This window comes from Streptomyces griseus subsp. griseus, from assembly GCF_000720255.1.
Classification (GTDB): domain Bacteria; phylum Actinomycetota; class Actinomycetes; order Streptomycetales; family Streptomycetaceae; genus Streptomyces; species Streptomyces griseus_I.
In genome coordinates this window covers 172,734-187,494 of record NZ_JOJE01000003.1, presented here as the reverse complement: position 1 = coordinate 187,494, position 14,761 = coordinate 172,734, and the positions used below count along the sequence as shown (strand labels likewise).

Sequence of the window (14,761 nt, the reverse complement as noted above, 5' to 3'; positions counted from 1 at the left end):
CGTGGCCATCCGCGTCCTACTGGTCGACGACCAGCCGCTGCTGCGTACCGGCTTCCGGATGATTCTCGAGGCCGAGCAGGACATCGCGGTCGTCGGGGAGGCCGGTGACGGACTGCAGGCACTCGACCAGGTGCGTGCGCTACAGCCCGATGTGGTTCTGATGGACATCCGTATGCCGCGGATGGACGGTGTGGAGGCGACCCGGCAGATCACCGGGCCGGGACGGGACGGGCCGGCGAAGGTGCTGGTGCTGACGACCTTCGACCTCGACGAGTACGTGGTGGAGGCGCTGCGCGCGGGGGCCAGTGGCTTCCTGCTGAAGGACGCGCCGGCCAACGAACTGGTGCAGGCGATCCGGGTGGTGGCCGCGGGTGAGGCGCTGCTCGCGCCGAGTATCACCAGGCGCCTGCTGGACAAGTACGCCACGCATCTGCCGTCGGGTGACGAGCCGGTGCCGGACACGCTGCACACGCTGACCGACCGTGAGGTGGAGGTGCTGAAGCTGGTGGCGCGCGGGTTGTCGAACGCGGAGATCGCCGCCGATCTGTTCGTCAGCGAGACCACTGTCAAGACGCATGTGGGCCATGTCCTGACGAAGCTGGGGCTGCGCGACCGGGTGCAGGCCGCGGTGTACGCGTACGAGAGCGGTCTGGTGCGCCCCGGGGCGCAGTAGAGCGGACGTACGCGCGTAGGGCGCCCCCTTCACGGCAGTTTCCAGGGGGCGCCCTACGCGTGTCTGTCGATCAGTCCTCGCTCTTGCTGAGCTCCCAGAACCGGAAGACGGTCGAGGCGTCGAGGCAGTACTGCAGGCCGTAGACGTTCTCGCGGGAGACCGCGTACTGCTTGGCCTGCCAGACCGGCAGGACGGGCATCTGGTCGGCGACGATGTCCTGGAGCCGGCCGAAGTCCCCGTCGGTGTTGGCGCGTTCGCTCTGGGACGCGGTGCGGGGGATGAGGGTGTCGGTGATGGTGCTGTTGGTGTAGTTGTTGCTGAGCACGTTGCCCTTGCCGAAGAAGGGGGCGGTGAAGTTGTCGGCGTCCGGGTAGTCGGGCACCCAGCCCTTGACGTAGACGCCGTACTTGCCGGCCTCGATGTCCTTCTCGTACTGGCCGTAGGCGACGGACTTCACGTCGGCGTCGAAGAGGCCGCTGTCGTTGAGCTGGCCGGCTATGGCCTTGAGCTCCTGGTCGGTGGCGGGGCCGTAGCGGGAGGGGGTGGACCAGAGGGTGAGCTTGACCTTGCCGGTGATGCCGTCGTTCTTGAGCGCGGTGGCGGCCTTGTCCTTGGAGGGGCTGGCGCCGTAGCGGTCGAAGAAGGCGGTGTTGTGGCCGGCGATGCCCGCCGGGATGATCGAGTACAGCGGGGTCGCGGTGCCCTGGTAGACGTTCTTGATGAGGGCGTCGCGGTCGATCAGGTAGGCGAGGGCCTTGCGGACGCCGAGCTTGCCGGCGACCGGGTCGTCCATGTTGAAGACCAGGTGCTGGACCTCGGCGCTGGTGCCCTCGACGACCTTGACGCCCGAGTCGGGGTCGCCCTCCTCGATGTCGGTGATGTCGCCCGCGGTGAGACCGCGGTAGGCGATGTCGACCTTCTTGTCGAGGAGCGCCTTCTTCAGGGCGGACTGGTCGCCGTGGAAGAACTTCAGGGTGACGCCGGAGTTCTTGACGTCGGCGGTTCCCTTGTAGTTCTCGTTGACCGAGAAGACGGCCTCGTCGTCGCCGAAGGAGTCCAGCTTGTAGGGGCCGGAGCCGACGGCGTCGCCGTCCTTGCGCAGCCCGTCGGCGTCGTACTGACGGTGGTCGACGATGGAGCCGGCGCCGGAGGCGAGCTTGCTGGGGAACGTGGCGTCGGGGACCTTCAGGTTGAAGACGACCGTCTTGTCGTTCGGCGTCTCGACCTTGTCGAGCATGGGGAACATGATCGCCGGGCCGGCCTCGTCGTTGATCTTCAGCATCCGGTCGAAGGAGAACTTCACGTCCTCGGACGTGAGGGAGTCGCCGTTGCTGAACTTCAGTCCGTCCTTCAGCGTGCACGAGAACACCTTGGCCTGGGTGTCCTGGAAGGAGCACTCCTCGGCGGCCTCCGGCTGTGGCTCGGTGCCTCCGTTGGGGAAGCTCAGGAGCGACTGGAAGACGTTGTTGAACAACAGCCACGAGCCGGGGTCGTAGCCGGAGGCGGGGTCCGTGGCCAGGACGTCGTCCGACATCCCCATGACCACCGCGGAGCCGGTGCCCCCGTTGTCGCCGCTGTCCGTGCCGCATCCGGTCAACAGACCGGAGGCCAATCCCGCCACGATCGGCAGGACCGGCCACTGGTTGCGCATCTTCACTTGGGTGTGCCTTGTCGTCGGGTTCTCGTCACCCCGGGGCCTTGGTCATGGATCCCGGGCACAGAAGGAGGTGTCAGCCGCTCACACCGCGGCCGAGCTCCCACAGCTGAAGGGTGGAGGCGGAGTTGAGCGCGTACGCCGTGCCCGTGATGTCGTCGCGGGCGGCGACGTACTGCTTGCCCTGCCACAGGGGCAGTACGGGAACGTCCTGGGCGACGGTGTCCTGAATGTCGGTCAGGGTGCCGGCGGCGGCGAGGCGGTCGGCCTCACGGCGGGACTCCGGGATCAGGGTGTTGATGATCCGGCTGTTCACGTACGGCGACTTGAGGAAGTTGTCCTTGTCGAGGAAGGGGGCGAGGAAGTTGTCGGCGTCGGGGAAGTCGGGGAACCAACCCATGCCGTAGACCGCGTACTCGCCCTTGCGCTCCGCCGGGACGTAGGTGTCCCAGGGGGTGCCCTTGATGGTGACGTCGAAGAGGCCGCTGTCGTTGAGCTGCTTCTGCAGGATCTGGAACTCCTGCTTGGTGGCCGGACCGTAGTGGTCGGTGGTGTAGTTCAGCGTCAGCTTCACCGGGGTGGTGACGCCGGCCTTCTCCAGCAGCGACTTGGCCTTGGTCGTGCTGGGGTCGCCGTACTTGTTGAAGAACGAGTTGGAGTGGCCGGTGACGGAGGCCGGGACCAGCGAGAAGAGCGGCTCGGCCTGGGTGCCGTACACCTGGGAGACGAGTTCGCTGCGGTTGACGAGCTGGGCGATGGCCTGGCGTACGGCCTTGCTCTTCACGGTGGGGGCGTCGGTGTTGAAGCCCAGGTAGCGGATCTCCAGGCCGTCGAGCTCGACCATGTCGACGTCGCCGGAGTTGTCGGACAGCTTCTTGATCTGCTCCGGCGACATCGTGCGAGACATGACGTCGATGTCACCCTTCTCCAGAGCGGCGCCCATGGCGTCGGCATCGGTGAAGGAGACCATGTCGACGCTGTCGTTGTTCACCTTGAGCGTCCCCTTGTAGTCGGGGTTCTTGGTGAACACGGCCTTGACCATCTCGTCGCCCTTGGTGTCGGCCTTGAGGGTGTAGGGGCCGGAACCGTCCACGGCGAAGCCGTCGCGCAGCTTGTTCTTCTCGTAGTCGTCGGGGTTGACGATCCCGGCGACCGGGGTGGACAGCTTGAACGGGAAGGTGGCGTCCGCGGTCTTCAGGTGGAAGATGACATCGCGGTCGCCCTTGGTCTCGACGGTGTCGATGGTGGACAGCAGCGCGAACACGCCGGAGTCGGCCTTGATGGCGCGGGCGCGGTCGATGGAGAACTTCACGTCCTCGGCGGTGATGGGATCGCCGTTGGAGAACTTCAGGCCCTCGCGCAGCTTGCACTCGTAGCGCTCGTTGCCGCTGTCGGTGAAGACGCAGCTCTCGGCGGCCTCGGGCACCGGGTCGCCCTCGCCCTTGGGCTGGATCATCAGGGTCTGCACGGTCTGGCGCAGGATGTTCCAGGTACCGACGTCGTAGGCGTAGGCGGGGTCGAGGGGCGCGGGGACGTCCTTGGTGGCGATGAACCGGTCCGTGGTGCCGACGACGATGTCGCCACCGCCGCCGCTCCCGCTGTCGGACCCGCCGCAGGCGGCGAGCACGGGCGCGATCAGGCCGACGACGGCCGGCAGCACCAGGGTCTTGCGGTTCATGCTCGAGTTTCTCCAGAGTCGAGTCCGTGTACCCGACATGCATGGGTGTTGCGGCGGATCACGGGGGTACGGCGATGTTCTCGCGACGAGATTAGTCCGCACCTGCACGAGCGCCCGCAGTCACCGGAGTTGAGCAGCCATCACGGAGCGAAACCGGGCGTGGACACACCGAAAACCCGACAGGGGAAGGATTCGTGCAGGCTCTCATCAATCGGGACACAAGGGCGCGTCGGACACCCCCGAACGGGGGGAGCGAGCACACACGTCACCCTGTGTCGACCCCTTATGAGGTGGCGAACGTCACAGGCTCAAAAGAGGTCGCTCCGCCTGGAATTCGACCGCCCCGGGTGTGTTAATTCCCCTGGTTGGGGGCGCGTCGAATTACCTGGTTATCGCCTCCGCACGCTGGGTGAACACCCAGCGCATTTCTGTCATCAGTTGGTCAACAACCCGCGCAGAAATGTCAGGTCGACCTCTTCCAGGGACGTCACGACGGTGCGTCGGACGGCCGGCGCGATGGGCGCGACGGACGGGACGGCGACGACGTGGCAGCCCGCCGCCTCCGCCGAGGCGACACCGGTCGCGGTGTCCTCGACGACGGCGCACCTCGCCGGATCGGCGCCCAGCCCGGAGGCCGCGAACAGATAGGGGTCGGGGTGCGGCTTGGTGCGGGGCACCTCGTCACCGGCGACGCTCAGGGCGAAGTACTGGGGCCCGAGCGAGGTCATGACCCGGTCGATGATGCGCCGGTGCGAGGCGGACACCAGGGCCGTGGGGATCTCGTGCGCGGCGAGCTCGGCCAGCAACCGGGCGGCTCCGGGCATCAGCGGCAGGGCCTGTCCGATGCGCTCCTCGAAGCCCTCATTGAGCAGGACCGTGAGCTCACCGAGGGAGATGTCGGCACCGGTGGCCTCGATGAGGAAGCCCGCGCTGCGGGTCATGGGACCGCCGACCACGACATGACGCCAGGAGTCGTCCAGGGCGTGCCCCAGACCGGCGAAGACCTCGCGCTCGACGTCCCACCAGAAACCCTCGGTGTCCACCAGGGTGCCGTCCATGTCCAGCAGCACGGCTTGGAGTGCGGAACCTTCGGCCGTACGGGTTCCTAGTGCGGGGACCGTACTGGTCATCCACGTACCTCCTAGGGGGACGAGCAGGCCGGTTCCCGCGCGGGAACCGGCCTGCAGTGGACCGACCAGTGTACGACTTGTCGGATCAGCGTGCTGGGTGAGACGCGCGGCGCCGTGCGGGATGCCGGACGGCGCCCCGGTGTCACCGTGCGTTGAAGTACTTCGCCTCGGGGTGGTGGATCACGATGGCGTCGGTGGACTGCTCGGGGTGGAGCTGGAACTCCTCCGACAGGTGGACGCCGATCCGCTCGGGCTGGAGGAGCTCGGCGATCTTGGCGCGGTCCTCCAGGTTCGGGCAGGCGCCGTAGCCCAGCGAGAAGCGGGCACCCCGGTACTTCAACTCGAACATGCTCTCGATCTCCGCCGGGTCCTCGCCCGCGAAGCCCAGCTCCGAGCGGACCCTGGCGTGCCAGTACTCGGCGAGGGCCTCCGCCAGCTGCACGGACAGGCCGTGCAGTTCGAGGTAGTCGCGGTAGGAGTTCGACTCGAAGAGACGGGCGGTCTCCTCACCGATGCGCGAACCGACGGTGACGACCTGGAGGCCGACGACGTCCGTCTCCCCGGACTCCTCCGGGCGGAAGAAGTCGGCGAGGCAGAGCCGACGGCCGCGGCGCTGGCGCGGGAAGGTGAACCGTGTGCGTTCGTTGCCGCTCTCGTCCAGGAGGATCAGGTCGTCGTCCTTGGACACGCAGGGGAAGTAGCCGTAGACCACGGCGGCCTCGAGGAGGTTCTCGGTCTGGAGCCGGTCCAGCAGACCGCGAAGGCGCGGGCGGCCCTCGGTCTCGACCAGTTCCTCGTACGTCGGCCCGTCACCGGTGCGGGCCTGCTTCAGGCCCCACTGGCCCTTGAACAGGGCGCCCTCGTCGAGCCAGCTCGCGTAGTCCTTGAGCGGGATCCCCTTGATGACGCGGGTGCCCCAGAACGGCGGCTCCGGGACGCGATTGTCGACGGCGACGTCCGAGCGGACGTGGCCCTCCTCCGGCCGTTCCTCGACCTCTACGGCGGCGCCGGCGCGGACCCGGCGCTGCTTCAGCTCCGGCAGCTTGGCGCCGGGCACGCCCCGCTTGACGCCGATGAGGGCGTCCATGAGGCGCAGACCCTCGAAGGCGTCGCGGGCGTAGCGGACCTCGCCCTCGTATATCTCGTGCAGGTCCTGTTCGACGTACGCCCTGGTCAGGGCGGCGCCGCCGAGGATGACCGGGTAGTTCGCCGCCAGGCCGCGCTGGTTCAGCTCCTCCAGGTTCTCCTTCATGATCACGGTGGACTTGACCAGGAGGCCGGACATGCCGATGACGTCGGCGCGGTGCTCCTCGGCGGCGTCCAGGATCGCGGAGACCGGCTGCTTGATGCCCAGATTGACGACGTTGTAGCCGTTGTTGGACAGGATGATGTCGACGAGGTTCTTGCCGATGTCGTGCACGTCGCCGCGGACGGTGGCCAGCACGATGGTGCCCTTGCCGGCCTCGTCGCCCTCGACCTTCTCCATGTGCGGTTCGAGGTGGGCGACCGCGGTCTTCATCACCTCGGCGGACTGCAGCACGAAGGGCAGCTGCATCTGGCCGGAGCCGAACAGCTCACCGACGACCTTCATGCCGTCCAGCAGGGTCTCGTTGACGATGTCGAGCGCGGAGCGTTCTTGGAGGGCCTCGTCGAGGTCGGCCTCCAGTCCGTTGCGCTCGCCGTCGATGATGCGGCGCTTGAGGCGCTCCTCCAGCGGCAGCGCGGCCAGCTCCTCGGCCCTGCCGGCCTTCAGGGACTTGGCGGTGGCGCCCTCGAACAGCTGCATGAGCTTCTGCAGCGGGTCGTAGCCCTCGCGGCGGCGGTCGTGGATCAGGTCGAGGGCCGTGGTGACCTGCTCCTCGTCGAAGCGGGCGATCGGCAGGATCTTCGACGCGTGGACGATCGCCGAGTCCAGCCCAGCCTTGACGCACTCGTCGAGGAAGACGGAGTTCAGCAGGATGCGGGCGGCCGGGTTGAGGCCGAAGGAGATGTTCGACAGGCCCAGCGTGGTCTGGACGTCCGGGTGGCGCCGTTTGAGCTCGCGGATCGCCTCGATGGTGGCGATGCCGTCCCCCCGCGACTCCTCCTGACCGGTACAGATCGTGAAGGTCAGGCAGTCGATGAGGATGTCCGACTCGTGAATGCCCCAGTTGCCGGTCAGGTCGTCGATGAGCCGTTCGGCGATCTCGACCTTTTTCTCGGCGGTGCGGGCCTGGCCCTCCTCGTCGATGGTCAGCGCGATCAGCGCGGCGCCGTGCTCCTGGGCCAGTCGGGTGACCTTGGCGAACCGTGACTCGGGGCCGTCGCCGTCCTCGTAGTTCACGGAGTTGATCACCGCGCGGCCGCCGATCTTCTCCAGGCCGGCCCGGATGACCTCGACCTCGGTGGAGTCCAGGACGATCGGCAGGGTGGACGCGGTGGCGAGGCGGCCGGCCAGTTCCTCCATGTCGGCGACGCCGTCGCGGCCGACGTAGTCCACGCAGAGGTCGAGCATGTGGGCGCCCTCGCGGATCTGCTCGCGGGCGATCTCCACGCAGTCGTCCCAGCGGGCGTCCAGCATGGCCTCGCGGAACTTCTTCGAGCCGTTGGCGTTGGTGCGCTCGCCGATGGCCAGGTACGAGGTGTCCTGGCGGAACGGCACCGACTGGTAGAGGGAGGCCGCGCCGGGCTCGGGCTGCGGGCTGCGCTCCACGGGACTCAGCTGACGCACCCGCTCGACGAGCCGGCGCAGGTGCTCGGGCGTGGTGCCGCAGCAGCCGCCGACCAGGGACAGTCCGTAGTCGCGGACGAAATTCTCCTGCGCGTCGGCCAGGCCCTCGGCGTCCAGCGGGAAGTGGGCGCCGTCCTTGGTGAGGACGGGCAGGCCCGCGTTCGGCATGCACAGCAGCGGGATCCGGGAGTGGCGCGTGAGGTAGCGCAGGTGCTCGCTCATCTCGGCGGGGCCGGTGGAGCAGTTCAGGCCGATCATGTCGATGCCGAGCGGCTCGAGCGCGGTGAGCGCGGCGCCGATCTCGGAGCCGAGCAGCATGGTGCCGGTGGTCTCGAACGCCATCGAGACCAGCAGGGGTACGTCGCTGCCGGTCGCCTCCAGCGCGCGGCGGGCGCCCAGGACGGAGGCCTTGGTCTGGAGCAGGTCCTGCGTGGTCTCGACGATCAGGGCGTCGGCGCCGCCGGCGAGGAGACCCTCGGCGTTGGCCTGGAAGCCGTCGCGGATCGTGCCGTACGCGACGTGACCGAGGGTGGGCAGCTTGGTGCCGGGGCCGATGGAGCCCAGGACCCAGCGCTGTCGGCCGTCGCGGGCGGAGTACGCGTCCGCGGTCTCGCGGGCGATGCGGGCTCCGGACTCGGAGAGCTCGAAGACGCGGTCGGCGATGTCGTACTCGGCCATGGCCGCGTGGTTGGCGCCGAAGGTGTTGGTCTCGACGCAGTCCACGCCGGCGTCGAAGTACTCCTCGTGCACGGAGCGGACGATGTCCGGGCGGGTGACGTTCAGGATCTCGTTGCAGCCCTCGAGGTTCTCGAAGTCCTCGAGGGTGGGCTCCTGGGCCTGGAGCATGGTGCCCATCGCTCCGTCGGCTACGACCACACGGGTGGCCAGGGCCTCGCGGAGCTCGGACACACGGGTCCGGCTGTCGGCGGAAGGGGTCGGCGGCACTGAGGCCATGAAAGGGCTCCCTTGGGTGCGACGGCTGTCGGCTTTGCGCGTTCCCCCGGCGAGCCCGGACAGAGCTGGCCCGAGGAGGGCGCACGCCGCCAGGGTAGCCGGGACCGTGGGCTTATGGTCAGGGCGTCCACGGGACGGACGGGCCTGGCGGCCGGGGCGGGTGCCGCGTCACGCTCGGGCGGCGTGCGGGGGGCGCGGAGCAGTGACCTCGGCAGTGATGCCGGGCTGCTTCACGCGACAAACGCGGGGTGACCTCGGCAATCGTGCTCGGGGTGTCCTCCGCGGCAGTGCTCGGACGGCCTTCCGGGGCACGTCGGCGGCCCCGCGGGCCGTGCTCGGCGGGCTCCCGGGAGCATGCTCGGGCCGCCTGCGTGTCGCGTGCGGAAGACGAGTGGTGGAACACGTCTTGACCGACCATTAGCGAGAGGTCGGCATGGACCGGTAGTGTTCGACATTGCCGAACGACGGCAGCGCTACCGCGTGGTGGGCGTCGAGGCGGTCGATGGGGACGGAGGCAGGACGGCGATGGCACGGAACATCCAGTCGCTCGAACGGGCGGCCGCGATGCTGCGGCTGCTCGCGGGTGGCGAGCGGCGACTCGGCCTCTCGGACATCGCCTCGTCGCTCGGCCTGGCCAAAGGCACCGCCCACGGCATTCTGCGCACCCTGCAGCACGAGGGCTTCGTCGAGCAGGACGACGCCTCCGGGCGCTACCAGCTGGGCGCGGAGCTGCTGCGTCTGGGCACCACCTATCTCGACGTCCACGAACTGCGGGCCCGGGCTCTGGTGTGGACGGACGATCTGGCCCGCTCCAGCGGGGAGAGCGTTCACCTGGGGGTCCTGCACCAGCAGGGCGTGCTGGTCGTGCACCACGTCTTCCGGCCCGACGACAGCCGGCAGGTCCTGGAGATCGGGGCCATGCAGCCGCTGCACTCCACCGCTCTGGGCAAGGTGCTGTCCGCCTACGATCCCGTCGCGCACAGCGAGGCCCTGGAGGCCGATCGCAAGCCCTTCACGGACCGGACGGTGTGCGAGCCCGAGGCGTTCGAGCAGCTCCTCGACATCACGCGCGCGCGTGGCTACGCCGCGGATGTCGAGGAGACCTGGGAGGGCGTGGCCTCCATCGCCGCGCCCATCCACGACCGGCGCCGCATGCCGGTCGGCGCGGTCGGCATCACCGGCGCGGTCGAGCGGATCTGCCGGGACGGTGAACTGCGCCCCGAGCTCATCGCGGCGGTCCGCGACTGCGCCCGCGCGGTCTCGCGCGACCTGGGCGCCGGGCGGTTCTGAGCGGCGCGCCACCGCACACAGCGGGCCGGGACGCCGTCATGGCGTACCCGGCCTTGTCGTTGCCCTCCCCGAATCGCCGCCCACCGCTCCGACCTCGGGAGATCGATATTCCGGGGGGCGATCGGCACGCCGGACGGCACGGCGATCGGCACTGCGATCAGTAACGATCAGGCTTTCGATAACAGAACCCTTGACGCGCATGTGACGCCGGAGCAAGACTCCCGTCCATCGGTCGGCATTGTCGAACACCTACCGGCAATACGCGCTAGAGTGTGACAACGCCAAGGGCCGGCCATCGCTCTCACCCCCGAGGGCGCGGAACCCCCGGAGGGACCCGGGGTTCGGCTTCCCTGGACGAAGGACAAAGGAGTCGCGGGTGTCCAGCTCCGACATCTTCATCGGCGAGACCATCGGTACCGCCATACTCATCCTGCTCGGCGGCGGCGTCTGCGCCGCCGTCACGCTGAAGGCCTCCAAGGCCCGCAACGCCGGCTGGCTCGCCATCACCTTCGGGTGGGGCTTCGCGGTACTCACGGCGGTCTACACCTCGGCGCCGCTGTCCGGCGCCCACCTGAACCCGGCCGTGACCGTCGCACTCGCGATCAAGGACAACGACTGGACCAACGTCCCGACCTATTTCGCGGGGCAGCTGCTCGGCGCGATGATCGGCGCGACCCTGGTCTGGGTCGCCTACTACGGCCAGTTCCACGCCCACCTCACCGACAAGGAGATCGTCGGCGGTCCGGGCGCCCAGGCCACGGCGGCCAAGGCCGTCGAGGCCCAGGAGAAGGGCGCCGGCCCGGTCCTGGGCGTCTTCTCCACCGGCCCGGAGGTCCGGGTCGTCTGGCAGAACCTGGCCACGGAGATCATCGGCACCGTCGTACTGGTGCTCGCCATCCTCACGCAGGGTCTCAACGACAAGGGCAACGGTCTCGGCACGCTGGGTGCCCTGGTCACGGCACTCGTCGTCGTCTCGATCGGTCTGTCCCTCGGTGGACCGACCGGCTACGCGATCAACCCGGCCCGTGACCTCGGTCCGCGCATCGTGCACGCCCTCCTGCCCCTGCCCAACAAGGGTGGCTCCGACTGGGGCTACGCCTGGATCCCGGTGGTCGGTCCGCTGATCGGCGGCGCGATCGCTGCAGGCATCTACAACGTCGCATTTGCTTAAGGGCACCAACGGCTCCCGGGCTTTCGGGCCCGGACCGCGGAACTTCACAGCACGCGTCGTACGTAAAGCCCCATAACCACGGATTTCCTCAGGAGCTCACAGTGACCGACGCCCACACCGCCGGCCCCTTCATCGCGGCCATCGACCAGGGCACCACCTCCTCCCGCTGCATCGTCTTCGACCGCGACGGCCGCATCGTCTCCGTCGACCAGAAGGAGCACGAGCAGATCTTCCCGAAGCCGGGCTGGGTCGAGCACAACGCCAACGAGATCTGGACCAACGTCCAGGAGGTCGTGGCCGGTGCCATCGCCAAGGCCGGCATCACCCGCGACGACATCAAGGCCATCGGCATCACCAACCAGCGCGAGACCACTCTGCTCTGGGACAAGAACACCGGTGAGCCGGTCCACAACGCCATCGTCTGGCAGGACACCCGCACCGACGGCCTGTGCAAGGAACTCGGCCGCAACGTCGGCCAGGACCGCTTCCGCCGGGAGACCGGCCTCCCCCTCGCCTCCTACTTCGCGGGCCCCAAGGCCCGCTGGCTGCTGGACAACGTCGAGGGCCTGCGCGAGCGCGCCGAGGCCGGCGACATCCTCTTCGGCACCATGGACACCTGGGTCATCTGGAACCTGACCGGCGGTGTCAACGGCGGCAAGCACTACACCGACGTCACCAACGCCTCCCGCACCCTGCTGATGAACCTGCACACGCTGGAGTGGGACGAGAAGATCGCCGAGTCCATCGGCGTCCCGCTGGCGATGCTGCCGGAGATCCGCTCCTCCGCCGAGGTCTACGGCGAGATCACCGGCGGCAAGCTCGGCGACCTGCTCGGCGGCATCCCGGTCGCCTCCGCGCTCGGCGACCAGCAGGCGGCCCTGTTCGGACAGACCTGTTTCTCCGAGGGCGAGGCCAAGTCCACGTACGGCACCGGCACGTTCATGCTGATGAACACCGGCGAGAAGATCATCAACTCGTACAGCGGTCTGCTCACCACCGTGGGCTACCGCATCGGAGAGCAGGCGCCGGTCTACGCCCTGGAGGGCTCGATCGCCGTCACCGGTTCGCTGGTGCAGTGGATGCGCGACCAGATGGGCCTGATCTCCACCGCCGCCGAGATCGAGACGCTGGCGCTCTCGGTCGAGGACAACGGCGGCGCGTACTTCGTGCCGGCCTTCTCCGGCCTGTTCGCCCCCTACTGGCGCTCCGACGCCCGCGGTGTGATCGCCGGCCTCACCCGGTACGTCACCAAGGCGCACCTCGCGCGCGCCGTCCTGGAGGCCACGGCCTGGCAGACCCGTGAGATCACCGACGCCATGACGAAGGACTCCGGCGTCGAGCTCTCCGCGCTCAAGGTCGACGGCGGCATGACCTCCAACAACCTGCTGATGCAGACGCTCTCGGACTTCCTGGACGCCCCGGTGGTGCGCCCGATGGTCGCCGAGACGACCTGCCTCGGCGCCGCCTACGCCGCCGGTCTCGCCGTCGGCTTCTGGACCAACACCGACGACCTGCGCGCGAACTGGCGCCGGGCCGCCGAGTGGACCCCCCGCATGGACGCGGACGCCCGCGACCGTGAGTACAAGAACTGGCTCAAGGCCGTCGAGCGGACCATGGGCTGGATCGCCGACGAAAGCTGACGAGGAGCAAGAAACCGCATGTCTACTCAGTCCACCCTGCAGTCCGTACCTGCCCTGGGGAGCCACCCGGCCTCCGGCTCCAACCCGAGCCGCGCCGAGACCCGGGAGCAGCTCTCCAAGGCGTCGTACGACCTCCTCGTCATCGGCGGCGGCATCCTGGGCATCTCCACCGCCTGGCACGCCGCGCAGTCCGGCCTCAGGGTGGCACTGGTCGACTCCGGCGACTTCGCCGGCGCCACCTCCTCCGCCTCCTCCAAGCTGCTGCACGGCGGTCTGCGCTACCTGCAGACCGGTGCGGTGAAGCTGGTGGCGGAGAACCACTTCGAGCGCCGTGCGGTCTCCCGCCAGGTGGCACCCCACCTGGCGAACCCGCTCACGTTCTACCTCCCCGTGTACAAGGGCGGGCCGCACGGCGCGGCGAAGCTCGGGGCGGGCGTCTTCGCCTACTCCGCGCTCTCGGCGTTCGGTGACGGTGTCGGGCACCTGCTCTCGCCGGCCAAGGCCGCGCAGGACGTGCCGGAACTGCGCACCGACAACCTCAAGGCCGTGGCCGTCTACGGCGACGACCAGATGAACGACGCCCGGATGGCGCTGATGACGGTCCGCGCGGCCGTCGGGGCGGGCGCCGTCGTCCTCAACCACGCCGAGGTGACCGGCCTGCGCTTCACCAAGGGCCGGGTCACGGGCGCCGACCTCAGGGACCGCACGTCCGGCGACGAGTTCGGCGTGAACGCCCGTCTCGTCCTGAACGCGACCGGCCCGTGGGTCGACCACCTGCGCCGGATGGAGGACCCGGATGCCGCTCCGTCGATCCGGCTGTCGAAGGGCGCGCATCTGGTCCTGAAGCGCACCTCCCCCTGGAAGGCCGCGCTGGCGACCCCGATCGACAAGTACCGCATCACCTTCGCCCTCCCCTGGGAGGACATGCTGCTGCTCGGCACGACCGACGAGGAGTTCGAGGGAGACCCGGCGGATGTCTCGGTCACCGAGAAGGACACCGCCCAGATACTCGACGAGGCCGCGTTCTCCATTCGCGACCAGCAGCTGAGCCGTGACCTGATCACCTACTCCTTCGCGGGGCTGCGGGTGCTCCCGGGCGGGCCCGGGGACACGGCGAAGGCCAAGCGCGAGACGGTGGTCACGGAGGGCCGCGGTGGCATGCTGTCCGTCGCGGGCGGCAAGTGGACGACCTTCCGGCACATCGGCCGTACGGTGATGAAGAAGCTGGAGGCGCTGCCGGGCCACCCGCTGGGCGACGACTTCGAGCCGATCTCCTCGCTGCCGAAGAAGCTGCCGCTGCCGGGGGTCGCCAACCCGCGCGCGGTCGCCCACCGGCTGCTGGTCGACGGCCCGGCGCCCGGGCCGCGCATGGCGGCGGACACCGCCAAGCACCTGGCCACGCACTACGGTTCGCTGGCCTTCGACATCGCCCGCCTCGCCAACGACAACCCGGAGCTGGGCGAGCGGGTGCACCCCGACGCGCCCGAGATCTGGGCCCAGGTCGTCTACGCCCGGGACCACGAGTGGGCCGAGACCCCGGACGACGTGCTGCGCCGTCGTACGACGCTCACCATCCGCGGCCTGGCCACGGACGAGGTCAGGGCGAAGGTCCAGGACCTGCTCGACAAGAAGTAGACCCTCCGCCGGCCTCCTCCCCGACCGGGGCCGGCACCGGGAACGGCCCTCCGCACCAGGGCCGGCGCCACGAGAGGGGCGGCTCCCCGCCTAGGGAGCCGCCCCTCTCGCCTGCTTTCTTCGGCGGCAACCGGGGGCTCACCGCCGCCGCCGAGCGAGCGGTGATCGCAGGGGTGGCGGCAGTTCCGTCTGCAGCCCCCATAATGGGCGCCTAGACATCGGATGT

At 69.0% G+C, this 14,761-nt stretch carries 9 protein-coding genes; 5 read left to right on the top strand and 4 right to left on the bottom strand.

The features are described 5' to 3' along the window. Window position 1 precedes the first annotated feature (1 nt). On the top strand, window positions 2-673 hold the full coding sequence (locus IG99_RS05835; RefSeq protein WP_037670515.1) for a response regulator: 672 nt from the start codon (window positions 2-4) through the stop codon (window positions 671-673). A gap of 70 nt (window positions 674-743) precedes the next feature. On the opposite strand, the gene IG99_RS05830 is transcribed toward IG99_RS05835, so the two are convergent. From IG99_RS05830 to metH, 4 genes are all read right to left on the bottom strand, one after another. Further along, window positions 744-2,330 (bottom strand): ABC transporter substrate-binding protein, encoded by a 1,587-nt coding sequence (locus tag IG99_RS05830; RefSeq protein WP_107055834.1) that lies wholly within the window; start codon window positions 2,328-2,330, stop codon window positions 744-746. A gap of 73 nt (window positions 2,331-2,403) precedes the next feature. Then, window positions 2,404-4,005 (bottom strand): ABC transporter substrate-binding protein, encoded by a 1,602-nt coding sequence (locus IG99_RS05825; protein WP_037670513.1) that lies wholly within the window; start codon window positions 4,003-4,005, stop codon window positions 2,404-2,406. Between the two features lie 434 nt (window positions 4,006-4,439). Next, window positions 4,440-5,135: an HAD family hydrolase gene (locus IG99_RS05820; RefSeq protein ID WP_037670511.1), complete on the bottom strand. Its 696-nt coding sequence runs from the start codon at window positions 5,133-5,135 to the stop codon at window positions 4,440-4,442. A 142-nt stretch (window positions 5,136-5,277) separates the two neighbouring features. After that, window positions 5,278-8,799 (bottom strand): methionine synthase, encoded by a 3,522-nt coding sequence (metH, locus tag IG99_RS05815; protein WP_037670510.1) that lies wholly within the window; start codon window positions 8,797-8,799, stop codon window positions 5,278-5,280. A gap of 525 nt (window positions 8,800-9,324) precedes the next feature. Here metH and IG99_RS05810 point away from each other — a divergent pair. The 4 genes from IG99_RS05810 to IG99_RS05795 all read left to right on the top strand — a co-directional run bounded on the left by IG99_RS05810 (window position 9,325) and on the right by IG99_RS05795 (window position 14,535). After that, window positions 9,325-10,089 (top strand): IclR family transcriptional regulator, encoded by a 765-nt coding sequence (locus tag IG99_RS05810; protein ID WP_037670964.1) that lies wholly within the window; start codon window positions 9,325-9,327, stop codon window positions 10,087-10,089. A gap of 376 nt (window positions 10,090-10,465) precedes the next feature. Further along, window positions 10,466-11,260 (top strand): MIP/aquaporin family protein, encoded by a 795-nt coding sequence (locus IG99_RS05805; RefSeq protein WP_037670507.1) that lies wholly within the window; start codon window positions 10,466-10,468, stop codon window positions 11,258-11,260. Window positions 11,261-11,361: 101 nt separating this feature from the next. Continuing rightward, window positions 11,362-12,900 (top strand): glycerol kinase GlpK, encoded by a 1,539-nt coding sequence (glpK, locus tag IG99_RS05800; protein ID WP_037670505.1) that lies wholly within the window; start codon window positions 11,362-11,364, stop codon window positions 12,898-12,900. 18 nt (window positions 12,901-12,918) lie between these two features. Continuing rightward, window positions 12,919-14,535 carry a glycerol-3-phosphate dehydrogenase/oxidase gene (locus IG99_RS05795; protein WP_037670504.1) on the top strand — a complete coding sequence of 539 codons (1,617 nt, stop codon included), beginning with the start codon at window positions 12,919-12,921 and terminating at the stop codon, window positions 14,533-14,535. Window positions 14,536-14,761: the final 226 nt, after the last annotated feature.

What these genes read in the sequence shown, in the direction of transcription:
- IG99_RS05825 (WP_037670513.1), bottom strand. Translation starts at nt 4,005, where the DNA reads ATGAACCGCAAGACCCTGGTGCTGCCGGCCGTCGTCGGCCTGATCGCG.
- IG99_RS05820 (WP_037670511.1), bottom strand. Translation starts at nt 5,135, where the DNA reads ATGACCAGTACGGTCCCCGCACTAGGAACCCGTACGGCCGAAGGTTCC.
- metH (WP_037670510.1), bottom strand. Translation starts at nt 8,799, where the DNA reads ATGGCCTCAGTGCCGCCGACCCCTTCCGCCGACAGCCGGACCCGTGTG.
- IG99_RS05810 (WP_037670964.1), top strand. Translation starts at nt 9,325, where the DNA reads ATGGCACGGAACATCCAGTCGCTCGAACGGGCGGCCGCGATGCTGCGG.
- IG99_RS05795 (WP_037670504.1), top strand. Translation starts at nt 12,919, where the DNA reads ATGTCTACTCAGTCCACCCTGCAGTCCGTACCTGCCCTGGGGAGCCAC.